This is a genomic window from Streptomyces antibioticus, assembly GCF_002019855.1.
Taxonomy (GTDB): Bacteria; Actinomycetota; Actinomycetes; order Streptomycetales; family Streptomycetaceae; genus Streptomyces; species Streptomyces antibioticus_B.
In genome coordinates this window covers 5,130,809-5,157,724 of the sequence record NZ_CM007717.1, presented here as the reverse complement: position 1 = coordinate 5,157,724, position 26,916 = coordinate 5,130,809, and the positions used below count along the sequence as shown (strand labels likewise).

The window sequence follows — 26,916 nt, the reverse complement described above, 5'->3', positions numbered from 1 at the left end:
CCGATCCGAGACGGGACGGGTGCGGCGCGGTGGACCTACGGCGTAGTAAGTCGTACGGGCGACTGTCAGGCGCCCAACCCTCCAAGCCTAAGCCATGAAGAGGTGGGCACCTGACACGCCCATTGCTTACCGAGAGCCTCCGGAACCCCTAAATAGGGATTTACCAGGAGCTCTTGGTCACGCCCGGCAGCTCGCCACGGTGAGCCATCTCACGAAGGCACACACGGCAGAGGCCGAACTTGCGGTACACGGAGTGCGGACGGCCGCAGCGCTGGCAACGGTTGTACGCACGCACAGCGAACTTCGGCTTGCGAGCAGCCTTAGCGATCAGAGCCTTCTTCGCCATCTCGCTCACGCCTCCTTGAAGGGGAAGCCGAGGTGACGAAGGAGCGCGCGGCCCTCAGCGTCGTTGGTCGCCGTGGTGACCACGGTGATGTCCATACCCCGGACACGGTCGATCTTGTCCTGGTCGATCTCGTGGAACATGACCTGCTCCGTGAGACCGAAGGTGTAGTTGCCACGGCCGTCGAACTGCTTGGGGGACAGACCACGGAAGTCGCGGATGCGCGGGAGCGCGAGCGACAGGGTGCGGTCCAGGAACTCCCACATGCGGTCGCCACGGAGGGTGACGTGGGCACCGATCGGCTGACCCTCACGCAGCTTGAACTGCGCGATGGACTTGCGGGCCTTGGTGACGGCCGGCTTCTGACCGGTGATCGTGGTGAGGTCGCGGATGGCGCCCTCGATCAGCTTGGAGTCGCGGGCGGCGTCGCCCACACCCATGTTGACCACGATCTTGACGAGGCCGGGGATCTGCATGACGTTCTCGTAGGAGAACTCCTCACGCAGCTTGCCCGCGATCTCCTCGCGGTACTTCGTCTTGAGACGCGGAGTCGTGGTGGTAGCCATCAGATGTCCTCACCCGTCCGCTTGGCAACGCGGATCTTGTTGCCCTCGTCGTCGAAGCGGTAACCGACACGCGTGACGACCTTGTTGCCGTCCTTCTCCACGACGAGCTGAACGTTGCTCACGTGGATCGGGGCCTCGGTGGTCACGATGCCGCCGGCCTGCGAACCCTTGGCGGTCGGGCCGGCCTTGGTGTGCTTCTTGACCCGGTTGACACCCTCGACCAGGACGCGGTCCTCGCGGGGGAAGGCCGCGATGACCTTGCCCTGCTTGCCCTTGTCCTTACCGGTGATGACCTGGACCAGGTCGCCCTTCTTGATCTTCATGCTTACAGCACCTCCGGCGCGAGCGAGATGATCTTCATGAACTTCTTCTCGCGCAGCTCACGGCCGACCGGGCCGAAGATACGGGTGCCGCGAGGGTCGCCGTCGTTCTTCAGAATGACGGCGGCGTTCTCGTCGAAGCGGATGTACGAGCCGTCCGGACGGCGGCGCTCCTTGACGGTGCGAACGATGACCGCCTTGACGACGTCACCCTTCTTCACGTTGCCACCGGGGATCGCGTCCTTGACGGTGGCGACGATGACGTCACCGATGCCCGCGTAGCGGCGACCGGAGCCACCGAGCACACGGATGCAAAGGATTTCCTTCGCACCAGTGTTGTCGGCGACACGCAGTCGCGACTCCTGCTGGATCACGTCTATCTCCTGTTTGTCTGCCGGTTCCCCGGGAGCCGCTCAGCGGAGCGGCTCCCGGAGCCTGGCGGAACTGTCCTGCGGGGGATGCCTCGCAGGAGACTTACTTGGCCTTCTCGAGGATCTCGACGACGCGCCACCGCTTCGTGGCGGACAGCGGCCGGGTCTCCATCAGGAGGACACGGTCGCCGACACCCGCGGCGTTCTGCTCGTCGTGCGCCTTGAGCTTGTTGGTACGGCGGATGACCTTGCCGTACAGCGCGTGCTTGACGCGGTCCTCGACGGCGACGACGACGGTCTTGTCCATCTTGTCGCTGACGACGAGACCCTCACGGGTCTTGCGGAAACCGCGCGCCTCAGTGTTCTCAGTCACGTTGCTCTCGCTCATCAGGCGCTCTCCACCGTCTCGATGCCCAGCTCGCGCTCACGCATCAGGGTGTAGATCCGCGCGATGTCCTTGCGGACGGCCTTGAGCCGACCGTGGTTCTCGAGCTGACCCGTCGCCGCCTGGAAGCGGAGGTTGAACAGCTCTTCCTTGGCTTCGCGGAGCTTCGCGAGAAGCTCCTCGTCACCCAGTTCGCGCAGCTCGGACGCCTTGGTACCGGCCGACATCACGCTTCACCTGCCTCGCGCTTGACGATCCGGCACTTCATCGGCAGCTTGTGAGCGGCGCGAGTCAGGGCCTCACGGGCGATCTTCTCGTTGGGGTAGGACAGCTCGAACATGACCCGGCCCGGGTGCACGTTCGCGATCCACCACTCCGGAGAACCCTTACCGGAACCCATGCGGGTCTCGGCAGGCTTCTTCGTCAGCGGACGGTCCGGGTAGATGTTGATCCAGACCTTGCCGCCACGCTTGATGTGGCGGGTCATCGCGATACGGGCCGCCTCGATCTGGCGGTTGGTCACGTACGCCGGCGTGAGGGCCTGGATGCCGTACTCGCCGAACGCGACCGTCGTACCGCCCTTGGCCTCACCGCGACGCTTCGGGTGGTGCTGCTTGCGGTGCTTGACCCTACGGGGGATCAGCATGTCGGTCAGGCCTCCGTTCCGGTGCTCTCAGCCGGAGCGGCGGCGGGAGCCTCGGCCTTGGGGGCCTCGGCAGCCGGAGCCTGCTGCGGCTTACGACCGCGACCGCCACGCTCGCCACCGCGGCCACCACGGGCCGGGCGGTCGGCGCCGCCACGGGCCGGGCGGTTGCCGGCGCGGGCAGCGGCGTTCTCGGCGCGGACCTCGGCGATGTTCTTGACGTCGCCCTTGTAGATCCAGACCTTCACACCGATACGGCCGAAGGTCGTCTTGGCCTCGAAGAAGCCGTAGTCCACGTTCGCGCGGAGCGTGTGCAGGGGCACACGGCCCTCGCGGTAGAACTCCGAGCGGGACATCTCGGCGCCACCGAGGCGGCCACCGCACTGGATCTTGATGCCCTTGGCGCCGGCCTTCATGGCGGACTGCATGCTCTTGCGCATGGCCCGACGGAAGGAGACGCGGGAGGAGAGCTGCTCGGCGACGGCCTGGGCCACGAGCTGAGCGTCCGTCTCCGGGTTCTTGACCTCGAGGATGTTGAGCTGGACCTGCTTCTTGGTCAGCTTCTCCAGGTCGCCGCGGATACGGTCGGCCTCGGCGCCGCGGCGGCCGATGACGATGCCCGGACGCGCGGTGTGGATGTCGACGCGGACACGGTCACGGGTGCGCTCGATCTCCACCTTCGAGATGCCGGCGCGCTCCATGCCGGACGTCATCATCCGACGGATGGCGACGTCTTCCTTGACGTATTCCTTGTACGACTTGTCGGCGTACCAACGCGACTTGAAGTCGGTGGTGATGCCGAGCCGGAACCCATGCGGGTTAACCTTCTGGCCCATTACCGGGTTCCTTCCTTGCTGCTGACGACCACGGTGATGTGGCTGGTCCGCTTGCGGATCCGGTAGGCACGGCCCTGGGCACGCGGACGGAACCGCTTCAGGGTCGGGCCCTCATCGACGTACGCCTCGGAGATGAAGAGGCTGTCGACATCGGTGTGGTCGTAGTTGTGCGCGGCGTTGGCAATGGCGCTGTCCAGCACCTTGCCGACCGGCACGCTCGCGGCCTGCGGGGCGAAACGCAGGACCGCCTGAGCCTCCGTGGCATCCATGCCACGGATAAGGTCCACCACGCGGCGGGCCTTCATGGGCGTGACGCGGATGTACCGCGCCTGGGCCCTGGCTTCCATGGTTGTCCTTCCAGTGTCTGTCATGGTCATTCCACCCCGCTGTTAGCGGCGCTTCGACTTCCGGTCGTCCTTGACGTGACCCCGGAAGGTGCGCGTCGGCGAGAACTCGCCGAGCTTGTGGCCGACCATCGACTCGGTGACAAACACCGGAATGTGGGTCTTGCCGTTGTGCACCGCGATCGTGTGGCCCAGCATGCTGGGGATGATCATCGAGCGACGGGACCAGGTCTTGATGACGTTCTTGGTACCGGCTTCGTTCTGGGCGTCCACCTTCTTCACGAGGTGGCCGTCGACGAAGGGTCCCTTCTTGAGACTGCGCGGCATCTGAACCCGCTCCTAGCGCTTCTTGTTCGTCTTGCGGCGGCGGACGATGTACTTGTTCGAAGCCTTCTTCGGCGAACGAGTACGACCCTCCTTCTGACCCCACGGGGAGACCGGGTGGCGACCACCGGAGGTCTTGCCCTCACCACCACCGTGCGGGTGGTCGACCGGGTTCATCGCGACACCACGGACGGTCGGGCGCACGCCCAGCCAGCGCTTACGGCCGGCCTTGCCCCAGTTGATGTTGCTCTGCTCGGCGTTGCCGACCTCGCCGACCGTGGCGCGGCAGCGCTGGTCGACCAGGCGGATCTCGCCGGAGGGCATGCGGAGGTGGGCCATCGAGCCCTCCTTCGCGAGCAGCTGCACGGAGGCACCGGCGGAGCGGGCGAACTTGGCGCCGCCACCGGGACGGAGCTCGATCGCGTGGATCGTGGTACCGACCGGGATGTTGCGGAGCGCCAGGTTGTTGCCCGGCTTGATGTCGGCCCCGGGACCGTTCTCGACGCGGTCGCCCTGCTGGAGGTTGCGCGGGGCGAGGATGTAGCGCTTCTCGCCGTCCGCGTAGTGCAGCAGCGCGATGCGCGCGGTGCGGTTGGGGTCGTACTCGATGTGCGCGACCTTCGCCGGCACGCCGTCCTTGTCGTGACGACGGAAGTCGATCACGCGGTAGGCGCGCTTGTGTCCGCCACCCTGGTGGCGAACGGTCACACGACCGGAATTGTTACGGCCGCCCTTGCTGTGCAGGGGACGGACCAGCGACTTCTCCGGCGTGGACCGCGTGACCTCGACGAAGTCGGCGACGCTGGAGCCACGGCGGCCCGGCGTAGTCGGCTTGTACTTGCGGATTCCCATTTCTCAGTCCTCGTCCGATATCGGACGATCCGACCCGCTTACGCGGTCGGACCGCCGAAGATGTCGATACGGTCGCCCTCGGCGAGGGTCACGATCGCGCGCTTGGTGGCGGCGCGCTGGCCGAAGCCCGTGCGGGTCCGCTTGCGCTTGCCCTGGCGGTTGATCGTGTTGACCCCGGTGACCTTGACCGAGAAGACCGACTGGACGGCCTGCTTGATCTGGGTCTTGTTGGCGTTCGGGTCGACGATGAACGTGTACTTGTTCTCGTCGAGGAGCGCGTAGCTCTTCTCCGACACGACCGGCTTCAGCAGCACGTCACGGGGGTCCGTGTACGCCTTGCTGGGCGCGGTGACGACGGTGTTCTTGCCCTCGGTGGCGTGGCGCTTCGCCTTGGCGACGCGCGCGGCCTTGGCGGCCTTCGCGGCCTTCGCGGCGATGGAGGGGTGACGGACGGCCATCAGACCTCAGTCCCTTCGGAGTCGTTGGCCTTCGGGCCTGCGACGAAGGACTCGAGAGCGGCCTGGGTGAAGACCACGTCGTCCGAGACGATCACGTCGTACGTGTTCAGCTGGCCCGGCTCCAGGATGTGCACCTGGGGCAGGTTGCGGGCGGAGAGCCACGCGGCCTCGTCGCTGCGCTCGACGACGAGCAGCAGGTTCTTGCGCTCGCTGATCTTGCCGAACAGCGACTTCGCGGCCTTGGTGGAGATCTCGCCGTCGACCACGCCGGTGACGACGTGGATGCGGTTGTGGCGGGCCCGGTCGGTGAGGGCGTGACGCAGGGCGGCAGCCTTCATCTTCTTGGGGGTCCGCTGCGAGTAGTCGCGCGGCACGGGACCGTGCACGACGCCACCACCGGCGAACTGCGGCGCGCGGGTCGAGCCCTGACGGGCGCGGCCGGTGCCCTTCTGGCGGTAAGGCTTCTTGCCACCACCACGGACCTCGCCACGGGTCTTCGTCTTGTGCGTGCCCTGACGGGCAGCCGCGTTCTGCGCGACGACGACCTGGTGGATCAGCGGGATGCTGACCTTCTCCACGCCGAAGATCTCCGCGGGGAGCTCGACGCTACCGGTCTTCTCGCCGGCAGGCGAAAGGATGTCAACAGTGCTCATCGGTTACCTCAGGCCCCCTTGGCCGCGGTGCGGACCAGGACGAGGCCGCCGTTCGGACCGGGGACAGCGCCCTTGATGAGCAGCAGACCCTTCTCCGCGTCAACGGCGTGGACGGTCAGGTTCTGGGTGGTGACCCGCTCGTTGCCCATGCGACCCGCCATACGGAGGCCCTTGAACACACGGCCCGGGGTGGCGCAGCCACCGATGGAGCCGGGGGAGCGGTGCTTGCGCTGGGTGCCGTGACCGGCGCCGAGGCCCTTGAAGTTGTGACGCTTCATGACACCGGCGAAGCCCTTGCCCTTGCTCTTGCCGGTCACGTCGACCTTGATGCCGGCCTCGAACACCTCAGCGGTGATCTCCTGGCCGAGCGTGTACTCGGAGGCGTCCGCGGTGCGGATCTCGACGAGGTGGCGACGGGGGGTGACGTCGGCCTTCGCGAAGTGGCCCTTGAGGGGCTTGTTCACCTTGCGCGGGTCGATCTCGCCGAACGCGATCTGGACGGACTCGTAGCCGTCGGCGTCGTTCGTACGAACCTGGGTCACGACGTTGGGGCCGGCCTTGACGACGGTGACCGGAACAACACGGTTGTTCTCGTCCCACACCTGCGTCATGCCGAGCTTCTCGCCCAGGATGCCCTTGATCTGCTTTGCCATTCTCAGCTCACCGACCCTCAGAGCTTGATCTCGATGTCGACACCGGCCGGGAGGTCGAGTCGCATCAGAGAGTCAACGGTCTTGGGGGTGGGGTCGAGGATGTCGATCAGGCGCTTGTGCGTGCGCATCTCGAAGTGCTCGCGCGAGTCCTTGTACTTGTGCGGCGACTTGATGACGCAGTACACGTTCTTCTCAGTGGGCAGCGGCACCGGGCCCGCGACCGACGCACCAGTACGCGTCACCGTCTCGACGATCTTCTTCGCCGAGGAGTCGATGACCTCGTGGTCGTAGGCCTTGAGCCGGATGCGGATCTTCTGTCCCGCCATGGCTACTCAGTAGTCCTGTCTCTTCGTACGCTCTGAAGCCTGGTGTTCCCGCTTCGTTCTCCGACCCACGCGGTCGGGCGTGTCGCGCTCCCGCTGACAAAGATGTCCCTTGTTCGAACACCCCTGCGGGAATGCACACGGCCCTACCGGAACCGCAAGCCGGGGACGAAAGGCCCACCGGGCGCCTGGCCGGTGCCGCACCGCGCTTCCCGAAAGATTCCCGTACGTCCGCCCCAGCGCTGCCATCTGGCAGTTAGGGCGACGAGTACTGTGGGACTCGCTTCCGGTCCTCCCGGCGGGAGGCGCACAGCATCAACACTCGACCGAGCAACCCCGCTAGTCTGCCATACGGGGCAGCGCCTCCGCCAATCGAGCCGGAGAGAATACCCCGAGCGTGACGAAGGTCAAACCCTCGCACGCCGCCCCGCCGGTCAGCCGGTCTTGGCGACCGTCAGCAGGACCGCCGAGTCCTCCAGCGCCTCGAGCCCGTGCCGGGCGTCAGGCACGGTGATCAGGTCACCGCTCCTTCCCTCCCAGGCGGTGTCGCCGCTGGTCAGACGCACCCGGCCACGCAGGACCAGCAGGGTCGCCTCCCCCGGGTTCTCATGGTCGGCGAGGGAGGTGCCGGCGGTCAGGGCGAGCAGGGTCTGACGCAGCACGTGTTCATGACCGCCGTACACGGTGCTCGCACTGCGGCCCGTGGAGGCGGCGGCAGCGCGTTCGAGGTGTTCCCGGGCCAGGGCGTCGAGGGAGAGCTTCTGCATGGGTCAAGTCTTCCCACGGACGCCGTGCGGTGACAGGGCCATGTGGGGTAGCGCCTGTCGGTTCTCCGACGGCCCGCCCGGCGTCCGCCCCCGCGTCCGGTCCTCAGATGACGCCCTGGGCCAGCATCGCGTCGGCCACCCGCTCGAAGCCCGCGATGTTCGCGCCGGTCACGTAGTCGCCCGGGGCGCCGTAGCGCTCGGCGGTCTCCGCGCACGTGATGTGGATGTCGGTCATGATCCGGGCCAGCTCCTGCTCGACGTGGTCGGCCTTCCACGTCGTACGGGACGCGTTCTGGGTCATCTCCAGCGCGCTCACCGCGACTCCGCCGGCGTTGGCCGCCTTGCCGGGGCCGAAGGCGACGCCGGCCTGCCGGAGCAGATCGACGGCCTCGGGCGTGGTCGGCATGTTCGCGCCCTCGGAGACGGCCTTCACGCCGTTGCGGACGAGGGTCGCGGCGTCACTCGCGTTCAGCTCGTTCTGGGTGGCCGACGGCAGGGCGACGTCCGCCGGGACCTCCCACACCCGGCCCCCGGGCACGAACCGGGCCGAGGCGCCCCGGCGCTCCGCGTACGTGCTCACCCGGCCGCGCTCGACCTCCTTGACCTGGCGCAGCAGGTCGACGTCGATGCCCTTCTCGTCGACGACGTATCCACCGGAGTCGGAGCAGGTCACCGGGTTGGCGCCGAGGGCGGCCAGCTTGCGGATGGTGTGGATCGCGACGTTGCCGGAGCCGGAGACGACCGCGGTCAGGCCCTCCAGGTCCTCGCCGCGGGCGCGCAGCATGGCCTCCGTGAAGAGCACGTTGCCGTATCCGGTGGCCTCCGGCCGGATCAGCGAGCCGCCCCAGCCGGCGCTCTTGCCGGTCAGCACGCCGCCCTCCCAGCGGTTGGTGATCCTCCGGTACTGACCGAACAGATAGCCGATCTCGCGGGCGCCGACGCCGATGTCACCGGCCGGGACGTCGGTGTACTCGCCGATGTGCCGGTACAGCTCCGTCATGAATGCCTGGCAGAAGCGCATCACCTCGGCGTCGCTGCGGCCCTGCGGATCGAAGTCGCTGCCGCCCTTGCCGCCGCCTATGCCGAGCCCGGTCAGCGCGTTCTTGAAGATCTGCTCGAAGCCCAGGAACTTCACGATGCCGAGGTTGACGCTCGGGTGGAAGCGCAGGCCGCCCTTGTACGGGCCGAGGGCGCTGTTGAACTCGATCCGGAAGCCCCGGTTGACGTGGATCCGGCCGGCGTCGTCCTGCCACGACACCCGGAAGACGATCTGCCGCTCCGGTTCGACGAGCCGCTCGACGAGCCCCGGCTCCGCGTACTCGGGCCGGGCCGCGAGCACCGGCGAGAGGGTGTGCAGCACCTCGCGGGCGGCCTGGTGGAACTCGGGCTCCGCGGGGTTGCGGCGCTCCACCTCGGCGCGCAGCCGGTCGAGCGAGGTCTTGGGGTCGGGTCGAGTGGCCACAGGGTCCCTTTCCGCCGACCTCGTGGATGGTTGCCTGAGGCGGCCGACTTTCCGGTGTTACTCCTGTGTAAACCGGAAGGCCAGGGGGCTGCGTGATCGTCCGGCATCTGAGACCCGGGGTGGGACCTCTCAGTCGAGCTGGTCGAGCGTGTCCTTTCGCTCGTTGAAAGAGCTGTCGGAGGCGTCCTTTCGCAGGTCGTCCCGCACGGACGCGTCCAGCCCCAGGGCCGTGCCCCAGGTGGCGGTCAGGTCGGCGCTCTGGTCCTCCAGGGCGTCCGCGCCCTTCGCGCGCAGGGTCTGCTGCCAGGTGGCGACGAGGTGGCCGACGGGGTCCTTCGTGTACGACGGCGGCTCGGTGGCGTCCTTGGTCAGCCCCGCCAGGACCTCGTCCTGCCAGCGGTCCGCCTCCTTCGCGCCGAGGTCGCGCAGGACGTCGGCGCGCACGCCGTCCAGGGTGCCCAGGGTGCGGGAGTTGCGGGCGGGGGGCACGGTCAGTTCGGCGCCGGTGGTGCCGGGCCGCACCGCGGCGAGCCCCTCGGCGGCGTACCGGGTCGCCGCGTCCCGCAGCGCTGTGTACGCGGCGGGCTCCTGCGACAACGCCCGTATCGTACGAAGTAGTTCGAGTCTCAGTACGGACATGTGGACACCGTCGGCGTCCTCCCAGGCCGGCTCCGAGGGCACGGCGTGGGACACGTGGTCGGCGTCCCCGATGCCGAGCAGCTTGTCGGTGTCCGCCGCGTAGTCGGCCAGGGCCACGGCGAGCGGCACGCTCAGCTCCGGGTCGAGGCGCCCGCCCTTGTCGTCCAGGCCGTTCCCGACGGCGACGAGGACGTCCTTCATGGCCTGCGCCTGGCGCAGCGAGTGCTCCCCCGGTACCGACCCCACGGTGGCCTCGCGGATCGCCGTACCCAGCTCGGCGCAGTCCGTGACGGCCGCGTGGTCCTCGCCCAGCGCCTTCTGGATCCGCTTGTCCTTCAGCAAGTCGGCGCAGCCCTCCGCGTCCCCGCCGGATCCGACGAGGAACCACGCCCCGATGCCCCCGGCGACCGCCACACAGGCGACGGCGGCGATCAGCGCGGCACGGCGGCGCGGACGCCGGTCGGTCGGCGGCGGTGTCTCGGGCATGTTCTTCCTCGCTGCGCTGGTCAGTTGGTGGTGTCCGTCAGGTACTTCTGGGCCGTGCTCGACCCGCGGTCGTGGCCGTTCAGGATGTCGTCGGTGAGCACCTGGAGCTGGGCCTTGCCCTTGTCGGTCGAGGTGTCGATGTCCGTACGGTCGGAGGCCCAGGTGTCGACCATGGTGACCATCTGGTTGTGGGCGTTGAGGTACTCGTCGGCGATGCCGGCGTTGGCCGTGACGTCCGCCTCGGCCTTCATCGAGTTGCCCCACTGCCAGGCCCAGGTGTCCACCCCGCGCTGGAGGGCGTCGCCCACGACGATGGAGCCGCCCGCCGTGGGGATGGCCAGCGGGGTCACCGCGCCGCCGATGATGTGATAAGCGATCTTCGACTTCCAGTCGGCCTCGCTGTATCCGGCCATGCGCTCGTCGTTGATCACGTCCTCGCGGATGGCCGAGTACGCCCCGAGGGTGGCGCCCGCCTTGCTCAGCGGCGCGGACCGCTCGAAGTCGGTGGCCCCCTCCGGGATGCCGCGCATCTCGACGTCGATGTACCGGGACTCCGCCTTGTGCAGGGTGGCGTAGGCGTCCGGGTCCTCGGAGAGTCCCCGCATGAACTGGACCAGGTCCTTCTGGGTCACCGCCACATGCGTGGTGTCGCCGTCCCGGAAGGTGCCTTCCCCGGTCGCCGCCCGCACGTAGTCGGCGTCCATGCCGCCGAGGATCTCGTGGGTGTCGTCCGTGTACGCGGCAAGCGCGTTGGCCAGCGGCTGCCGCATGTTCGCGGCCACCCCGTCGGTGCCGGCGGAGGGCGCCAGTTCGGTGATGACCGCGTGCATCACCCGGGCCTGGGCGTCGGTGTGCTTGGTCTCGGGCCACGGGTCCTGACCGGCCGCCAGCGGCGGGTGGCCGGTCGTGGCGGCCTCCAGCGCGGCGCCCAGACCGGCCTTGTGCAGCGGGTCGTCCAACTCCATGACCGAGATGCCGGTGATCACGTGCTTGGGCCACTCGCGGGTGCCGTCGCCGCTGCCGGCCAGATAGTGCAGATGGTCGTTGCCGACGTGGTCGGCGCCGGCGCCGTTGCCCGCCGGGTCGAAGAAGGCGGTGGCGGCGTCCGGGTTACGGCTCATCACACCGAGGAGCCCGTCGATGGCGTCGGCGCGGATCCCGTCGTGGCCGGGGCCCCACTCCGTGAAGATGCCGGGGTGCTTCTTCTCCGCCGCGATGAGGTCGTCGCCCATCTGGTAGAGGAACTGGTCGTCGTACTTGGTGTCGCTGTGCTGCATCAGGCTCACGAACGACTGGTAGCCGTACAGCGGGTTGGTGTTGGACCCGAAGTTCTTGGTGCCGGCCTTCTCCAGGCCCTGCGTCCACTGGCGGTAGAAGGCGCCGTCGTCGCTGGCGAGCCAGTCCTTGAACTTCTGCGATCCGGGCGGCATGTCGGCGACCGAGCCCGGCACCTGGGTCGCCGCGGCGACGGTGTTGGCGAGTCCGCCCTGGAGGTCGAGGTAGACGCTCTTGCGGCTCTTGTCGGAGTCGTAGGCGAGGTCGTTCAGCTCATTGGTGAACTTGATGGTCGCGTCGGGGCCGAGTCCGCTGAGGAACGTCTTGTTGAACACGTCGTCCCCGGCGTTGTCCCGGAACGCGCGCCGGAGTTCGGCCAGATCGGCGTCGGAGACCTTCTCGCCCTTGGCGAGCCGGCCGGCTATGTCGTCGGCCTTCTGCGCCTCGTACTTCTCGATGTCGCCCTGGGCCTTGCCGTTGAAGCCGTTGACGGTGCCGTCGGTGATGTCCGAGTCGACGACGACGGCGTCGAAGGCGACCTTGACGCCGTCGTCGGCGTCGTTCACGGCCTGCACCAGGTGGTCGACGCGCTGCTGCCAGGAACTGACGCTTTTCCGCACGCTCTGCTGGTAATCCGGGTCGTGGCGGTAGGCGTTCAGCTCACCCGCGCCCAACTGCGAGGTGTCGAAGGTGACGATGCCCTGGTCGGACACGCGCATCCCCGCCTCGACGGCCTCCTTGCGGGCCGTCTCCAGCTTTCCGCGCAGATCCACGAACTGGGCGTGCGCGTCGCGCAGCAGCGAGGCGATGGCCTTGGCCTCGACCTGGGCGTTCTGGAACTCCTTGAGCGTGACGTCGAAACGCTTGCCGGCGGCGTTCGCGCTCAGCCCGAGCCAGGTCTGGCCCATGCTGATGCCGTACACGTCCCGCCGGTACGCCGTCTCCTGCTTGAGGAACTCCCCCGCCATGCCGTCCCAGCGTTCGGCGGCCGCGGTGAGCGTGGACAGGTCGGTCGTCATGATCTCGTTGTACGTCGGCATGGGTCCCCGTGATGCGTGATGGCGTACGGCTTGATCGGAGCGGCGGGCGCTACGGCCCTGTCAGTACCCGTCGAGCGGTGAGGTCTGGCGCAGGCCGGTCCCGATGCCGAAGTCCGTGGTCTGGAACAGCAGTCCGGTGCTGCGCAGCGCGGCCTTCTCCGAGGCGAGCCGGTTCATCAGGTTCTTGACCTGGTCACCCCAGGTCTTGTGCGCCGACTTGAGCGAGGTGGAGGTGACCCAGCCGTCGCCGTCCTTCGGGGCGAACGCCGTGACGGCCTTGCCGGTCTCGTCGTCCGCGTGGTCGCCGGCCTTGCTCGTGTCCGGCTCGATGTGGTCCTCGATGGCCTGGGCGGCGGCTTTCTTCTGAGCGGGGGTCGACACCAGGTTCGGCTGCCAAAGGCCGGGGGTCCCCGACCCTCCCGGTTCCGACGGCACATGGTCGATCTGCACCCCGAGGGGGCCCTGCTCTCCTGCCGATTGCGTCATGACGGACTCCCCCGCGCCCTCGGTTGACATACACGCGTCAGGTTAGCAAGCGCGTCCGCCCGCTTCTGGAAAGATCTTCGGACCGCGTACATTTCAAAAGGAAACCACGACCGAAGGAGACCGGACCATGACAGCCACCGAGCCCCGTGACGACGCCTCAGCCGCCTCACGGATGGACAAGTGGTCGGTCGCCTGGACCTTCCTGGCCCTGGCGCTCTGGGGCCTCTTCAGCTTCCTGCTCCTGGCCGACCACGGCCCCGACGCCCTCTGCCGAGGCCCCCTCATCGACCCCGACCCCTCCGAACAGTGCCGCGACGAAGCCCTCCGCCAGTGGCCGGCCCTCCTGAGCATCCTGTCCGTGACCCTCCTCGCGACGATCACGGCAGCGGCGACCACGGTCTACGCCAAGCTCCTGAACCGCCTGTCCCCCGCCGAGACGACCGAGCGGGACGGCGCGGAATCGTCCACGAGCGCCTGAGACTCCGTCAGCGGCGGGGGTCCCCCGCCCTGGTCAGGTGCGCGGCCTCGTTGTCGACGCTGAACAGCACGAACAGCCGACGGGTCTCGACGTACCGCGACAGCGCGGACCAGCGAGTCCTGCTCAGCCCGACGGGATTCACGGAACCGCCTTCCGGCGTGATACGGACCGACATGGCCGCGGGGACGCGCGCCACGACGACCGCGAAGCACTACCTCCGCCGCGTCGCCGACGACACCTTCGCATGCGCCCGCAAGGCCCCCAGCCACTCGTCAGTGGTCGACTCCGCAGCCGCCGTCATGCCGCACCCGCCCCTCAGTCCGCAGTCCCGGACTCCCCGGTCGACGCCAGGACCTCCGCCGTCGACGTGGCGGTGATGGCCTTCGTGAACCACCGCCCCAGCACGTCGAGGTCGTCGCAGCCGACGATCCGCTCCCGGTCCGCCTCGGTGACCTCGACGCCCCGATGGGCAAGCAGAATAAGGATGTCCTTCGCCCGGCTCTCGACCAGCCCCTCCTCGCGACCCTCCTCCCTGCCCTCCGCACGAAGCTTCTGCGCAGTCTCCGACTGGAAGAAGGACAGGTCGACGGCCATGAGATGCCTCCAGATTTCCGCGGCCGGCGTCTTGCCGAGGCCTTGTTCCATGAGTTCGATGTAGGTGCCTGCGGTGCTCTCGTCGTCGGCCGAGAGGTCCTTGAGTGCCTTGGCCAGCGCGTTCAGTATGGCATCGGCGTACGGGTCACGACGGTGCAGCGCCGCGGACAGGACCGTGAGCGGGATGTCGCGAGCGGCTTCGTCCGGGCTGTCGATCACCGGTACGTCGTCGGGCCCCAGAACGAGGGGGCGCAAGGTGAGCGCGGGCCACTGCCGTGGGCCGATGTCGACCTGCCGGGCTGCCCACTCGGCCGTCCCCCGGTCCGCGCAGACGACGAGGAGCACCGGCGGAACGCGGTACTTGGCGTACACGTACGAAAGGTAGTACGCCCAGCTCGCGGGCTTGCGCGGGTCCGGTTCTCCCTGCGACTCGACGGCCAGGAGGAAACTCCCGTCCTCGGTGTCCATCCGCAGCAGCGTGTCCACCCGGCGTTCCAGCGGCTGGGTCTCCGTGAGGTCGGTGGAGAGTTCCGTGGCGGAGACGGGAGGGGGAAAGGCGACGCCGAGGTTTCTGGCGGCGCGGGCGAAGAGGCCCGGGTCCTTCTGGAAGATCCGGTGCAGGGCCTCATGGGATGAGCTGACCATGAGGCAAAGCTAGGGATGAAACGTCATGTGCCACCCGCATTTGCCCCACCTTTCCCTCGACCGGGTGACGTCTCCGGCAGTGGAGTTGCCGCCCGGTACAGCGAAAGGGCCCGTACAACCGAGGTTGTACGGGCCCTCCCAAGGTGCTTCAGCCCAAGCTGGAGCAACCGGTCACATCAGCGAGATCACTTGTTGATCTTGATGACCTGGCCGGCGCCGACCGTGCGGCCACCCTCGCGGATGGCGAACTTCAGGCCCTCTTCCATGGCGACGGGCTGGATGAGCTCCACCTTCATCTCGGTGTTGTCACCCGGCATGACCATCTCGGTGCCCTCGGGGAGGGTCACGACGCCGGTCACGTCCGTCGTACGGAAGTAGAACTGCGGACGGTAGTTGTTGAAGAAGGGGGTGTGACGGCCACCCTCGTCCTTCGACAGGATGTAGGCCTGGGCCTCGAACTCGGTGTGCGGGGTGACCGAACCGGGCTTGATGATGACCTGGCCGCGCTCGACGTCCTCGCGCTTGATGCCACGGAGCAGCAGACCGACGTTCTCACCGGCCTGGCCCTCGTCGAGCAGCTTGCGGAACATCTCGATGCCGGTGACCGTGGTGGTGGTCTTCTCGGTCTTGATGCCGATGATGTCGACGGTCTCGTTGACCTTCAGGACACCACGCTCGATACGACCGGTGACGACGGTGCCACGACCGGTGATCGTGAAGACGTCCTCGATCGGCATCAGGAACGGCTTGTCGACGTCACGCTCGGGCTCCGGGATGGAGGTGTCGACAGCGTTCATGAGGTCGAGCACGGACTGGGTCCACTGCGCGTCGCCCTCGAGGGCCTTCAGCGCGGAGACGCGGACGACCGGCAGGTCGTCGCCCGGGAACTCGTACTCGGAGAGGAGCTCACGGACCTCGAGCTCGACGAGCTCCAGGATCTCCTCGTCGTCCACCATGTCGGCCTTGTTCAGGGCGACGACGATGTACGGAACGCCGACCTGGCGGGCCAGGAGCACGTGCTCCTTGGTCTGCGGCATCGGGCCGTCGGTGGCGGCGACCACGAGGATCGCGCCGTCCATCTGCGCGGCACCGGTGATCATGTTCTTGATGTAGTCCGCGTGACCCGGGCAGTCGACGTGCGCGTAGTGACGGGTCTCCGTCTGGTACTCGACGTGCGCGATGGAGATGGTGATACCGCGCTGACGCTCCTCGGGCGCCTTGTCGATGTTGTCGAACGCGGTGGCCTCGTTCAGGTCCGGGTACGCGTCGTGCAGCACCTTGGTAATGGCGGCCGTGAGGGTCGTCTTACCGTGGTCGATGTGACCGATGGTGCCGATGTTGACGTGCGGCTTAGTCCGCTCGAACTTCGCCTTCGCCACTGGGGTCCTCCTGTGGAGTGGTTCTGTACGCCTTGGATCGTCGGCGCCAGGTGATCTTTGCTGTTGGGTCCCGGGCCCGGGGTCGTTCCGCCACGAATGCGGAGGAACGACCCGTGAGGCTCCAGGGTCAAGCCTAAAGCGTCGTAGCGCGGTGCGTTACTCGCCCTTGGCCTTCGCGATGATCTCCTCGGCGACGTTCCGCGGAACCTCGGCGTAGGAGTCGAACTGCATCGAGTAGCTTGCGCGACCCGACGTCTTGCTGCGGAGGTCGCCGACGTAGCCGAACATCTCCGACAGGGGCACCAGGCCCTTGACGACGCGGGCACCGGCCCGCTCCTCCATGGCCTGGATCTGGCCACGGCGGGAGTTGATGTCGCCGATGACCTCACCCATGTAGTCCTCGGGCGTGGTGACCTCGACGGCCATCATCGGCTCGAGGAGCACGGGAGAAGCCTTGCGCGCGGCCTCCTTGAAGGCCTGCGAACCGGCGATCTTGAACGCGAGCTCGGAGGAGTCGACCTCGTGGTAGCCACCGTCGAGCAGGGTGACGCGCACGCCGGTCATCTCGTAACCGGCGAGGATGCCGAACTGCATGGCCTCCTGCGCACCGGCGTCCACCGAAGGGATGTACTCCTTCGGGATACGGCCACCGGTCACCTTGTTCACGAACTCGTACGACGCGTCGCCGCCCTCGATGGGCTCGATCGCGATCTGCACCTTCGCGAACTGACCGGTACCACCGGTCTGCTTCTTGTGCGTGTAGTCGACCCGGTCGACCGCCTTGCGGATGGTCTCGCGGTACGCGACCTGCGGCTTGCCGACGTTGGCCTCGACCTTGAACTCACGGCGCATACGGTCGACCAGCACCTCGAGGTGCAGCTCGCCCATGCCACCGATGATGGTCTGGCCGGTCTCCTCGTCCGAGTGGACCTGGAAGGACGGGTCCTCCTCGGCCAGGCGCTGGATCGCGATGCCCAGCTTCTCCTGGTCGCCCTTGGACTTGGGCTCGATGGCGACCTGGATCACCGGCGCCGGGAAGTCCATGGACTCCAGGATCACCGGGGCCTTGTCGTCGCACAGCGTCTCACCGGTGGTGGTCTGCTTCAGGCCCATGACGGCGACGATGTCGCCGGCGCCCACCGCGTCGATCTCCTCACGCTTGTTCGCGTGCATGCGGTAGATCTTGCCGATGCGCTCCTTCTTGCCCTTGACGGAGTTCAGCACGGCGGTGCCGGACTCCAGGCGGCCCGAGTAGACCCGGACGAAGGTGAGCTTGCCGAGGTGCGGGTCGCTCATGATCTTGAACGCGAGCGCCGACAGCGGCTCATCCTCGGACGGCTTGCGCTTGACGACCTCCTCCGCGTTGTTGACGGCGTGGCCCTCGATGGCCTCGACGTCGAGCGGGGAGGGGAGGTAGCGCACGACCGCGTCGAGCAGGGGCTGAACACCCTTGTTCTTGAACGCGGTACCGCAGAACACCGGGGTGACCGTGGTGTCCTTGGACTTGCCGGACGCGATGGTGATGCGACGGATCGCGGCGTACAGCTGCTCCACGGAAGGCTCCTCGCCCTCCAGGTACAGCTCCATGATCTCTTCGTCGTTCTCGGCCACGGCCTCGATGAGCTTGCCGCGGTACTCCTCGGCAGCCTCGGTGTGGGTGTCCGGGATGTCGACGATGTCGTACATCTCGCCCTTGGTCGCCTCGGCGGACCAGACGAACGCCTTCATGGTGACGAGGTCGACGACACCCTTGAAGTCCGCCTCGGCACCGATCGGGAGCTGCATGACGAGCGGCTGGGCACCCAGACGGTCGCTGATCATGTCGACGCAGCGGTGGAACTCGGCGCCGGTGCGGTCCAGCTTGTTGACGAAGCAGATGCGCGGGACGCCGTAGCGGTCCGCCTGACGCCACACGGTCTCGGACTGGGGCTCGACGCCGGCCACGCCGTCGAACACCGTCACGGCACCGTCGAGCACACGCAGGGAACGCTCCACCTCGACGGTGAAGTCGACGTGACCCGGGGTGTCGATGATGTTGATCGTGTGATCGACGTCGGCGAGCGGCCAGTGACAGGTGGTGGCAGCAGACGTGATCGTGATGCCACGCTCCTGCTCCTGCTCCATCCAGTCCATGGTGGCAGCGCCGTCGTGGACCTCACCGATCTTGTAAGACACACCGGTGTAGAACAGGATCCGCTCGGTGGTGGTCGTCTTGCCCGCGTCGATGTGGGCCATGATCCCGATGTTGCGGACCTTGGCCAGGTCAAGTGAAGTGGTAGCCATAAGGCTTCAGTCTTCTCTCGGTCTCGATGTGGGTAGCGACTACCAGCGGTAGTGCGCGAAGGCCTTGTTGGACTCGGCCATCTTGTGCGTGTCCTCGCGCTTCTTCACAGCGGCACCCAGGCCGTTGGACGCGTCGAGAAGCTCGTTGAGCAGGCGCTCGGTCATGGTCTTCTCGCGACGGGCGCGGGAGTAACCGACGAGCCAGCGCAGCGCGAGCGTGCTGGCGCGGCCGGGCTTGACCTCGACCGGGACCTGGTAGGTCGCGCCACCGACACGGCGGGACTTGACCTCGATGGTCGGCTTGATGTTCTCGAGAGCGCGCTTCAGCGTGATGACCGGGTCGTTGCCGGTCTTCTCGCGCAGGCCCTCCATGGCGCCGTAGACGATGCGCTCGGCGGTGGAGCGCTTGCCGTTCAGCAGCACCTTGTTGATGAGCGAGGTGACAAGAGGAGAACCGTAGACCGGGTCGATGATGACCGGGCGCTTCGGGGCAGGGCCCTTACGAGGCATTTCTTACTTCTCCTTCTTGGCGCCGTAGCGGCTGCGGGCCTGCTTGCGGTTCTTGACACCCTGGGTGTCGAGGGAGCCGCGGATGATCTTGTAGCGAACACCCGGCAGGTCCTTCACACGGCCGCCGCGCACGAGCACGATGGAGTGCTCCTGCAGGTTGTGTCCCTCACCCGGAATGTAAGCGGTGACCTCGATGCCGCTGGTCAGACGCACACGCGCGACCTTACGCAGGGCCGAGTTCGGCTTCTTCGGGGTGGTCGTGAACACACGCGTGCAGACGCCACGACGCTGAGGGGAACCCTCGAGTGCGGGCGTCTTGTTCTTCTCGACCTTGTCCTGCCGGCCCTTACGGACCAGCTGCTGGATCGTAGGCACTACTTCTCCGGTTTCTGTGTGCCGATGTGTACAGCTAACCTGGAACATCTCCGACCCACGCGGTCGGGTGTGTCGAATCCCGCGGACTTCCGCCGCGAGGCAGAAAGAGGCGCAGATTGCGGTGGCCGCACGCGGCCCCGGTGCGGTGGGAAGGCACGCACGAGGGCCAGGGCACACCCCAGGCACAAGGTCTGAGCGTACCCAGCGCAACCACTCCGGTCAAAACAAAGGCAGTGCTCCCGACACACCGCGGTCACGTTCGGGAGCCCGACCGCCCTTGTGATACCGGGGTCGTGGCCCCCTCGGGACGCTCTTCGGCCGTGTCATGGCCCACGAAAGTGTCATGGCCCACGAAATACGTCGGCCGGTTCTGCACCGCCGTGTAGATGCGGCCGACGTACTCGCCGAGCAGCCCCACACAGACGAGCTGGACCGCCCCGATGAACAGCACCCCGGTGAACAGGGAGGTCCAGCCGGGGACCGTGTGATCGAAGGCGTGCGCGCTCAGCGTGTAGACCATCAGCCCCAGGCAGACCAGGAAGGCGAAGCCGCCCAGCCAGGTCGCCACCCGCAGCGGCGCCGCCGAGAACCCGGTGACGCTGTCCACGGCGAGCCGGATCATCCGGCCGAGCGGATACTTGCTCCGGCCGGCCGGGCGCGGGGCGCGCTCGTACGTCACCTCGCCGCTGGGGAAGCCCAGCCAGGGCACCAGGAGCCGGTAGACCCGCTGCTGGTCCGGCAGCGCCTTCAGGGCGTCCACGGCGGCCCTGCTGAGCAGCCGGAAGTCACCGGCCTGCGCGGGCACCGACGGCCCCGCGAGGCGGCGCACCAGCCGGTAGTACAGGCCGGCCGTCCACCGCTTGAAGCCGGTGTCGCTGGCCCGGTCGGCCCGGATGCCGTAGACGATGTCCAGCTCGTTCCTGCGGGCCAGCTCCAGCATCTCGGGGATCTTCTCGGGCGGGTCCTGGAGGTCGGCGTCGATGCTGACCACATAGGCGCCCCGCGCGCGGTCCAGTCCGGCGGTGAGGGCGGCCTGGTGGCCGGAGTTGCGGCGCAGGCCGATGATCCGCAGCTCGGGCCAGCCCAGCCGGAACGCGGCGAGCAGCTCGGCGGTGCGGTCGGTGCTGCCGTCGTCGACGGCGATCACCTCGTAGGCGGCACCGAGGCCGTCGAGGGCCGGGCGCAGCCTGGTGACCAGGGCGGGCAGGACCTCTTCCTCGTCGTACATCGGTATGACGACCGACAAGACGGTCGCCGCCGCCACGGTGTTCGGCGCTTCGGGCACCCGTCCTCCCCCAAGCTGATGCGCACATGTGCGACTCTGTTGCGATCTTATGACCACACTTCACGACCATCCGGGCAGCGGTTCGGCTCCGTCCCCGCACGCCGGCCCGTCGTCCGAGGGGGGACCCCAGCCATGAGCACGGCCCGCAGCGACACGGCGACGGACTCGCCCCCGCCCGACGAGGCCGGCCCCACCGGCGGGCAGCAGAAGCGGCCGCCGGTGTTCCGCCGTCTCGCGATTCCGGAAGGTCTACGACCGTACCGCGCCCCCCTGCTCCTCTACGGTGTGACGAAGCTCGTAGGGCTCGCCGTTTTCGCCTGGTTGCTGGAGTGGGCCGACGACTTCCACAAGAAGGAGCCGCGCTTCGGCGGCGGCGCGCACTGGTGGGACGTCCTCGGCACCTGGGACGGCTGGTGGTACCTCCAGGTCGCGGAGAAGGGCTACGACCCCAAGCCGCTGCAGCCCCTCGGTCCCGGTGGTCTTTTCACGGTCAAACAGGACTCGGTCGCGTTCTTCCCGCTGTATCCGGGGCTGATCCGGGGCGTGTCGGAGATCACCGGTCTCGGGCTGTTCGGCTCCGGGATCCTGATCTCGGTCCTGGCGTCCTTCGTGGCCGCCGCCGGCATCTACGCCGTCGTCTCGACGCTCGCCGGGGTCCGGGCCGGGACGATCGCGGCCGGGCTGTGGGCGGTGGTGCCCGGGGCGGGCGTGGAGTGGGCGGTCTACTCGGAGTCGCTGTTCGTGGCGATCGCCGCCTGGTGCTGCTACTGCGTGATGAAGCGCCGGTGGGTGGCGGCGGGGCTGCTCGCCTTCCTCGCCGGGCTCAACCGGCCGACGTCCGCCGCGCTCATCGGCGCCGTGGGGCTCGCCGCGATCGTGACGCTGGCCCGCAGGGAGACGCGGCGCGAACACGGCGTGGCGGGACCCGTGTACGCGATGATCGCGGCGCCGCTCGGCCTGCTCACCTACGTGACCTGGGTCGGGCTCGCCATGGGCGACCTCACCGCGTACTTCACGCTCCAGCGCGAGGGCTGGGCGCACTACTTCGACTACGGCGCGTACACGCTGGACGTGCTGGGCAACATCGCGGTCGGTCACAACGACTATCTGTTCGCCTTCTCCACGCCCGACCTGATCGCCGTACAGATCGTGCTGGCGCTGCCGTTCCTGATCGCGCTGATGCTGCGCAAGAAGCCCCCGCTGGTGCTGGTCGCGTACACCCTGGCGTCGATCGTGACGGTGCTGGGGACCCAGCAGATGTTCGGCAACACCGGGCGCTATCTGCTGCCCGCGTTCCCCCTGCTGCTGGCCCCCGCGGCGGCCCTCGGCCGGCTGAAGTGGCCGAGCCTCACCGTGTTCTTCACGACCGCGGCACTGGCCTCCGGCTGGTACGCGCACTACGTGATCTTCGAACTCGGCATTCCGTAGAGCCGCCTGCCCCGGCCGCTCCCTGGGCCGGGCCCGCCGTCGCGCTCAGGAGCCCGAGGCGACCGCCAGGAACATGATCGCCAGAAAGAAGGCCCAGCCGACCACCGAGATCCAGCCGAGGACGAGCCCGGCCATCGCGAGGCCGTCGCCGCCCTCGCCGGTGCGGCGGATCTCACCGCGGGCCGTGTGCCCGAGGATCACCGCCGGGATGCCGGTGACGCCGAGGGTCATGGTGGTGAGGACACCGCAGATCATGGCGCCCACCGCCTTGCCGTTGGTGGGCGGCGGGGCCGGGAGGAAGGTGCGGGGCACGGGCGGGCCGTACGCCATCACCTGCGGGATGTTCTGCTGCTGGACGGCGGACGGGCCCTGCGGCAGGTCCGCGACGAGCAGGGACAGCTCGGCCACGGTCCGCGCCTCGTAGGCCCGCTGGACGCGGCGCTCGAACTCGGTCTGCAGCAGGCGTCCCTCGGCGAAACCCGCTCTGAGCACATCGACGGCGCGCTCGCGGTCCGCGTGTGCGGCCAGCATCGGCGGACCGCTCTGCCCCTGCCACGGCGACGGATACGACATGGACACCTCCCCCGCTGAACGCGAATGCCTTCATTGTTCTCCTACGCCGGGCGTCGCGCGATGGTTCCCGGGGCATCCCGTGACCCGTCCCACGGCGCTCTCGGCCCCGGTGGAGCGTCGCCACGGCCCCGCGCGCGCCGAAGGGCGGTCACCCCCATCGGGTGACCGCCCTCCTGTGCCTCAGCGCGCGGTGCTCAGTGGCTCAGCCCGCTCGGCGCCTCGACGGACGCCTCACTGGTTGTACGGACCGTAGTCGTAGTCCTCCAGCGGAACGGCCTGGCCGGAGCCCGTGCCGAACGGCGAGTAGTCGATGTCGTCGTAGCCGACGGCCGAGTACATCGCGGCCTTGGCCTCCTCGGTCGGCTCCACCCGGATGTTGCGGTAGCGGGACAGACCCGTACCGGCCGGGATGAGCTTACCGATGATGACGTTCTCCTTGAGGCCGATGAGGCTGTCGGACTTGGCGTTGATCGCCGCGTCCGTCAGCACTCGGGTCGTCTCCTGGAAGGAGGCGGCCGACAGCCAGGACTCCGTCGCCAGCGAGGCCTTGGTGATACCCATGAGCTGCGGACGACCGGAGGCCGGGTGACCGCCCTCCTGGACCACACGACGGTTCTCGACCTCGAACTTCGAGCGCTCGACCAGCTCGCCGGGCAGCAGCTCGGCGTCGCCCGACTCGATGATCGTCACCCGGCGCAGCATCTGCCGGATGATGATCTCGATGTGCTTGTCGTGGATCGACACACCCTGCGAGTTGTACACCTTCTGGACCTCGCCGACCAGGTGGACCTGGACGGCACGCTGACCCAGGATGCGCAGCACGTCGTGCGGGTTGGTGGCACCCACGGTGAGCTTCTGGCCCACCTCGACGTGCTCGCCCTCGCTGACCAGGAGACGGGCACGCTTCGAGATCGGGAACGCCGTCTCGTCGCTGCCGTCGTCCGGCGTGATGACGATCTTCTTGGTCTTCTCGGTCTCCTCGATCCGCACGCGGCCCTGGGCCTCGGAGATCGGGGCGACACCCTTCGGGGTACGGGCCTCGAAGAGCTCGACGACACGCGGCAGACCCTGGGTGATGTCGTCACCGGCCACACCACCGGTGTGGAAGGTACGCATCGTGAGCTGGGTACCGGGCTCACCGATGGACTGGGCGGCGATGATGCCGACCGCCTCACCGATGTCGACCAGCTTGCCGGTGGCCAGCGAACGGCCGTAGCACATGGCGCAGGTGCCGACCTGGGACTCGCAGGTCAGGACCGAGCGGGTCTTGACCTCCTCGACACCGGCCGCGACGAGCTGGTCGATGAGCACGTCACCGAGGTCGACGCCCGCCGGAGCGAGCACCTTGCCGTCCACGACGATGTCCTCGGCGAGGCAGCGCGCGTACACGGACGTCTCGGCGTTGTCGGCCTTGCGCAGCACACCGGCCTCGTCGCGCTCGGCGATGGCCAGCTTGAGACCGCGCTCGGTGCCGCAGTCCTCCTCGCGGATGATGACGTCCTGCGAGACGTCCACCAGACGACGGGTGAGGTAACCCGAGTCGGCGGTACGCAGGGCGGTGTCCGCCAGACCCTTACGGGCACCGTGCGTGGAGATGAAGTACTCCAGCACGGAGAGGCCCTCACGGAAGGACGCCTTGATCGGACGCGGGATGGTCTCGTTCTTCGCGTTCGACACCAGACCACGCATACCGGCGATCTGCCGCATCTGCATCATGTTTCCTCGGGCACCCGAGTCAACCATCATGAAGATGGGGTTCGTCTTGGGGAAGTTCTCGTTCATCGCCTCGGCGACCTCGTTGGTCGCCTTGGTCCAGATCGCGATGAGCTCCTGCGTGCGCTCTTCCTTGGTGATCAGACCGCGCTCGTACTGCTTCTGGACCTTCTCGTCCTGCGCCTCGTAGCCGCGGACGATCTCCTTCTTCGCCTCGGGAACGACGACGTCGGAGATGGCCACGGTGACACCGGAACGGGTCGCCCAGAAGAAGCCGGACGCCTTCAGGTTGTCGAGCGTCGCCGCCACGATGACCTTGGGGTAGCGCTCGGCCAGGTCGTTGACGATCTCGGAGAGCTGCTTCTTGCCCACCGAGTAGTCGACGAACGGGTAGTCCTCGGGCAGCAGCTCGTTGAAGAGCGCACGGCCGAGCGTGGTCTTCAGACGGAAGCTGTCACCCTGCTGCCACTCCGGCTCACCCTCCTCACGCGCCGGCGGGGTCCAGCCGCGCGGCGGGATGGTACCCACCGGGAAGCGGATGTCGATCGCCGACTGAAGGGCCAGCTCACCGGCGTCGAACGCCATGATCGCCTCGGCCGTGGAGCCGAAGGACCGGCCCTCGCCCTTGGTGTCACGCAGCTCGCCGTCGGTGGTGAGGAAGAACAGACCGAGGACCATGTCCTGGGTCGGCATCGTCACCGGACGACCGTCGGCGGGCTTGAGGATGTTGTTCGAGGACAGCATCAGGATGCGGGCCTCGGCCTGCGCCTCCGCGGACAGCGGCAGGTGCACGGCCATCTGGTCACCGTCGAAGTCCGCGTTGAACGCGGTGCAGACGAGCGGGTGGATCTGGATGGCCTTGCCCTCGACGAGCTGCGGCTCGAAGGCCTGGATGCCGAGGCGGTGCAGGGTGGGCGCACGGTTCAGCAGCACCGGGTGCTCGGCGATGACCTCTTCGAGGACGTCGTACACGACGGTGCGGCCGCGCTCCACCATGCGCTTGGCGCTCTTGATGTTCTGCGCGTGGTTGAGGTCCACGAGCCGCTTCATCACGAACGGCTTGAACAGCTCCAGCGCCATCGCCTTCGGCAGACCGCACTGGTGCAGCTTGAGCTGCGGACCGACGACGATCACGGAACGCGCGGAGTAGTCCACACGCTTGCCGAGCAGGTTCTGACGGAAGCGGCCCTGCTTGCCCTTGAGCATGTCGGACAGCGACTTCAGCGGACGGTTGCCGGGGCCCGTCACCGGGCGGCCGCGGCGGCCGTTGTCGAAGAGCGCGTCCACGGCCTCCTGGAGCATGCGCTTCTCGTTGTTCACGATGATCTCGGGCGCGCCGAGGTCGAGAAGCCGCTTCAGGCGGTTGTTGCGGTTGATGACGCGGCGGTACAGGTCGTTCAGGTCGGAGGTCGCGAAGCGGCCACCGTCGAGCTGCACCATCGGACGCAGGTCCGGCGGGATGACCGGCACGCAGTCCAGCACCATGCCCTTGGGGCTGTTGCTGGTCTGCAGGAACGCGGAGACGACCTTGAGGCGCTTGAGCGCACGGGTCTTCTTCTGGCCCTTGCCGGTACGGATGATCTCCCGGAGCTTCTCGGCCTCCTCGTCGAGGTCGAAGGACTCCAGGCGCTTCTGCAGCGCCGCGGCACCCATCGAACCGTCGAAGTACGTGCCGAAGCGGTCGCGCAGCTCGCGGTAGAGCAGCTCGTCGCCCTCCAGGTCCTGGACCTTGAGGTTCTTGAAGCGGGTCCACACCTCGTCGAGGCGGTCGATCTCGCGCTGGGCGCGGTCACGGAGCTGCTTCATCTCCCGCTCGGCGCCTTCGCGCACCTTGCGGCGGACATCGGCCTTGGCACCCTCGGCCTCGAGCTCGGCCAGGTCGGTCTCGAGCTTCTTGGCGCGGGCCTCCAGGTCGGCGTCCCGGCGGTTCTCGATCTGCTGCCGCTCGACGGAGACGTGCGCCTCCAGGGAGGGCAGGTCACGCGTACGGCGCTCCTCGTCGACGTACGTGATCATGTACGCCGCGAAGTAGATGACCTTCTCGAGGTCCTTGGGAGCCAGGTCGAGCAGGTAGCCCAGCCGGCTGGGGACGCCCTTGAAGTACCAGATGTGGGTGACGGGGGCGGCCAGTTCGATGTGGCCCATCCGCTCACGGCGCACCTTGGCGCGGGTCACCTCGACGCCGCAGCGCTCACAGATGATGCCCTTGAAGCGGACGCGCTTGTACTTGCCGCAGTAGCACTCCCAGTCCCGGGTCGGACCGAAGATCTTCTCGCAGAAGAGTCCGTCCTTTTCGGGCTTGAGCGTGCGGTAGTTGATCGTCTCGGGCTTCTTGACCTCGCCGTGGCTCCACTGACGGATGTCGTCCGCGGTGGCCAGGCCGATCCGGAGCTCGTCGAAGAAGTTGACGTCGAGCACTATGCGTCA

The 26,916-nt window shown here is 67.8% G+C and carries 31 protein-coding genes; 2 read left to right on the top strand and 29 right to left on the bottom strand.

Annotated features, from left to right (window positions below; genetic code table 11):
- Positions 1-160: 160 nt before the first annotated feature.
- The 20 genes from AFM16_RS23510 to AFM16_RS23415 all read right to left on the bottom strand — a co-directional run bounded on the left by AFM16_RS23510 (position 161) and on the right by AFM16_RS23415 (position 13,226).
- Complete coding sequence (locus AFM16_RS23510; RefSeq protein ID WP_030890724.1) at positions 161-346, bottom strand: type Z 30S ribosomal protein S14; 186 nt, start codon at positions 344-346, stop codon at positions 161-163.
- A 5-nt stretch (positions 347-351) separates the two neighbouring features.
- Positions 352-909, bottom strand: coding sequence for a 50S ribosomal protein L5 (rplE, locus tag AFM16_RS23505; RefSeq protein WP_030788262.1), 558 nt, complete (start codon positions 907-909; stop codon positions 352-354).
- A complete protein-coding gene (rplX, locus tag AFM16_RS23500) occupies positions 909-1,232 on the bottom strand; it encodes a 50S ribosomal protein L24 (RefSeq protein WP_030039760.1) in 324 nt (107 codons plus the stop codon). The genes rplE and rplX overlap by 1 nt, the downstream gene beginning before the upstream one ends.
- 2 nt (positions 1,233-1,234) lie before the next feature.
- Complete coding sequence (gene rplN / locus AFM16_RS23495) at positions 1,235-1,603, bottom strand: 50S ribosomal protein L14 (RefSeq protein ID WP_003998823.1); 369 nt, start codon at positions 1,601-1,603, stop codon at positions 1,235-1,237.
- Between the two features lie 100 nt (positions 1,604-1,703).
- On the bottom strand, positions 1,704-1,988 hold the full coding sequence (gene rpsQ, locus AFM16_RS23490) for a 30S ribosomal protein S17 (protein WP_014674375.1): 285 nt from the start codon (positions 1,986-1,988) through the stop codon (positions 1,704-1,706).
- A complete protein-coding gene (gene rpmC, locus AFM16_RS23485) occupies positions 1,988-2,212 on the bottom strand; it encodes a 50S ribosomal protein L29 (RefSeq protein ID WP_003998824.1) in 225 nt (74 codons plus the stop codon). Before rpmC ends, rpsQ begins: the two co-directional genes overlap by 1 nt.
- Positions 2,212-2,631, bottom strand: a complete 420-nt coding sequence (rplP, locus tag AFM16_RS23480) for a 50S ribosomal protein L16 (protein ID WP_030788270.1) — start codon at positions 2,629-2,631, stop codon at positions 2,212-2,214. The genes rpmC and rplP overlap by 1 nt, the downstream gene beginning before the upstream one ends.
- Positions 2,632-2,636: 5 nt before the next feature.
- The gene (gene rpsC / locus AFM16_RS23475; RefSeq protein WP_030788273.1) at positions 2,637-3,464 is read right to left on the bottom strand and encodes a 30S ribosomal protein S3; all 828 of its coding nucleotides are present in this window, start codon (positions 3,462-3,464) and stop codon (positions 2,637-2,639) included.
- Complete coding sequence (gene rplV, locus AFM16_RS23470; RefSeq protein WP_006130776.1) at positions 3,464-3,811, bottom strand: 50S ribosomal protein L22; 348 nt, start codon at positions 3,809-3,811, stop codon at positions 3,464-3,466. Before rplV ends, rpsC begins: the two co-directional genes overlap by 1 nt.
- Before the next feature lie 42 nt (positions 3,812-3,853).
- Entirely contained in the window at positions 3,854-4,135 is a 282-nt protein-coding gene (gene rpsS / locus AFM16_RS23465; RefSeq protein WP_030788278.1) for a 30S ribosomal protein S19, read from the bottom strand.
- A gap of 12 nt (positions 4,136-4,147) precedes the next feature.
- Positions 4,148-4,984: a 50S ribosomal protein L2 gene (gene rplB, locus AFM16_RS23460; RefSeq protein ID WP_030788280.1), complete on the bottom strand. Its 837-nt coding sequence runs from the start codon at positions 4,982-4,984 to the stop codon at positions 4,148-4,150.
- A gap of 38 nt (positions 4,985-5,022) precedes the next feature.
- Entirely contained in the window at positions 5,023-5,442 is a 420-nt protein-coding gene (rplW, locus tag AFM16_RS23455) for a 50S ribosomal protein L23 (RefSeq protein ID WP_030788283.1), read from the bottom strand.
- Positions 5,442-6,095, bottom strand: a complete 654-nt coding sequence (gene rplD, locus AFM16_RS23450) for a 50S ribosomal protein L4 (RefSeq protein WP_030788285.1) — start codon at positions 6,093-6,095, stop codon at positions 5,442-5,444. Before rplD ends, rplW begins: the two co-directional genes overlap by 1 nt.
- Before the next feature lie 8 nt (positions 6,096-6,103).
- Complete coding sequence (rplC, locus tag AFM16_RS23445) at positions 6,104-6,748, bottom strand: 50S ribosomal protein L3 (protein ID WP_007384065.1); 645 nt, start codon at positions 6,746-6,748, stop codon at positions 6,104-6,106.
- 17 nt (positions 6,749-6,765) lie between these two features.
- Positions 6,766-7,074 carry a 30S ribosomal protein S10 gene (gene rpsJ / locus AFM16_RS23440; protein WP_003948644.1) on the bottom strand — a complete coding sequence of 103 codons (309 nt, stop codon included), beginning with the start codon at positions 7,072-7,074 and terminating at the stop codon, positions 6,766-6,768.
- Positions 7,075-7,505: 431 nt separating this feature from the next.
- On the bottom strand, positions 7,506-7,838 hold the full coding sequence (locus tag AFM16_RS23435) for a cupin domain-containing protein (RefSeq protein WP_078634525.1): 333 nt from the start codon (positions 7,836-7,838) through the stop codon (positions 7,506-7,508).
- 103 nt (positions 7,839-7,941) lie between these two features.
- Positions 7,942-9,300 (bottom strand): NADP-specific glutamate dehydrogenase, encoded by a 1,359-nt coding sequence (gdhA, locus tag AFM16_RS23430; RefSeq protein ID WP_078634524.1) that lies wholly within the window; start codon positions 9,298-9,300, stop codon positions 7,942-7,944.
- A 129-nt stretch (positions 9,301-9,429) separates the two neighbouring features.
- Complete coding sequence (locus AFM16_RS23425) at positions 9,430-10,425, bottom strand: hypothetical protein (RefSeq protein ID WP_030788296.1); 996 nt, start codon at positions 10,423-10,425, stop codon at positions 9,430-9,432.
- Between the two features lie 20 nt (positions 10,426-10,445).
- The gene (locus tag AFM16_RS23420; RefSeq protein WP_245177775.1) at positions 10,446-12,719 is read right to left on the bottom strand and encodes a hypothetical protein; all 2,274 of its coding nucleotides are present in this window, start codon (positions 12,717-12,719) and stop codon (positions 10,446-10,448) included.
- A gap of 81 nt (positions 12,720-12,800) precedes the next feature.
- The gene (locus tag AFM16_RS23415) at positions 12,801-13,226 is read right to left on the bottom strand and encodes a hypothetical protein (protein ID WP_078634523.1); all 426 of its coding nucleotides are present in this window, start codon (positions 13,224-13,226) and stop codon (positions 12,801-12,803) included.
- 127 nt (positions 13,227-13,353) lie between these two features.
- Between AFM16_RS23415 and AFM16_RS23410 the strand changes: the two genes are divergently transcribed.
- Complete coding sequence (locus AFM16_RS23410; RefSeq protein ID WP_078634522.1) at positions 13,354-13,704, top strand: hypothetical protein; 351 nt, start codon at positions 13,354-13,356, stop codon at positions 13,702-13,704.
- 7 nt (positions 13,705-13,711) lie between these two features.
- Here AFM16_RS23410 and AFM16_RS40140 read toward each other — a convergent pair whose 3' ends face one another.
- The 7 genes from AFM16_RS40140 to AFM16_RS23375 all read right to left on the bottom strand — a co-directional run bounded on the left by AFM16_RS40140 (position 13,712) and on the right by AFM16_RS23375 (position 20,718).
- Positions 13,712-13,846 carry a hypothetical protein gene (locus AFM16_RS40140; RefSeq protein ID WP_256861343.1) on the bottom strand — a complete coding sequence of 45 codons (135 nt, stop codon included), beginning with the start codon at positions 13,844-13,846 and terminating at the stop codon, positions 13,712-13,714.
- Between the two features lie 173 nt (positions 13,847-14,019).
- On the bottom strand, positions 14,020-14,943 hold the full coding sequence (locus tag AFM16_RS23400) for a hypothetical protein (protein ID WP_030788310.1): 924 nt from the start codon (positions 14,941-14,943) through the stop codon (positions 14,020-14,022).
- Positions 14,944-15,128: 185 nt separating this feature from the next.
- Complete coding sequence (tuf, locus tag AFM16_RS23395) at positions 15,129-16,322, bottom strand: elongation factor Tu (protein WP_030788313.1); 1,194 nt, start codon at positions 16,320-16,322, stop codon at positions 15,129-15,131.
- 156 nt (positions 16,323-16,478) lie between these two features.
- A complete protein-coding gene (gene fusA, locus AFM16_RS23390) occupies positions 16,479-18,605 on the bottom strand; it encodes an elongation factor G (RefSeq protein ID WP_030788316.1) in 2,127 nt (708 codons plus the stop codon).
- Positions 18,606-18,644: 39 nt separating this feature from the next.
- Complete coding sequence (gene rpsG, locus AFM16_RS23385) at positions 18,645-19,115, bottom strand: 30S ribosomal protein S7 (RefSeq protein WP_030788318.1); 471 nt, start codon at positions 19,113-19,115, stop codon at positions 18,645-18,647.
- A gap of 3 nt (positions 19,116-19,118) precedes the next feature.
- On the bottom strand, positions 19,119-19,490 hold the full coding sequence (gene rpsL / locus AFM16_RS23380) for a 30S ribosomal protein S12 (RefSeq protein WP_003948652.1): 372 nt from the start codon (positions 19,488-19,490) through the stop codon (positions 19,119-19,121).
- Between the two features lie 253 nt (positions 19,491-19,743).
- Positions 19,744-20,718, bottom strand: a complete 975-nt coding sequence (locus AFM16_RS23375) for a glycosyltransferase family 2 protein (RefSeq protein ID WP_051780537.1) — start codon at positions 20,716-20,718, stop codon at positions 19,744-19,746.
- A 189-nt stretch (positions 20,719-20,907) separates the two neighbouring features.
- On the opposite strand from AFM16_RS23375, the gene AFM16_RS23370 reads away from it, so the two are divergent.
- A complete protein-coding gene (locus AFM16_RS23370) occupies positions 20,908-22,203 on the top strand; it encodes a putative hexosyltransferase (protein ID WP_030788324.1) in 1,296 nt (431 codons plus the stop codon).
- A 45-nt stretch (positions 22,204-22,248) separates the two neighbouring features.
- Here the strand turns inward: AFM16_RS23370 and AFM16_RS23365 are convergent, their stop codons facing one another.
- Together AFM16_RS23365 and AFM16_RS23360 are read right to left on the bottom strand one after the other, a co-directional pair.
- The gene (locus AFM16_RS23365) at positions 22,249-22,776 is read right to left on the bottom strand and encodes a DUF1707 and DUF4190 domain-containing protein (RefSeq protein WP_179123303.1); all 528 of its coding nucleotides are present in this window, start codon (positions 22,774-22,776) and stop codon (positions 22,249-22,251) included.
- Positions 22,777-23,007: 231 nt separating this feature from the next.
- The gene (locus AFM16_RS23360; RefSeq protein WP_030788329.1) at positions 23,008-26,907 is read right to left on the bottom strand and encodes a DNA-directed RNA polymerase subunit beta'; all 3,900 of its coding nucleotides are present in this window, start codon (positions 26,905-26,907) and stop codon (positions 23,008-23,010) included.
- Between the last annotated feature and the right edge of the window lie 9 nt (positions 26,908-26,916).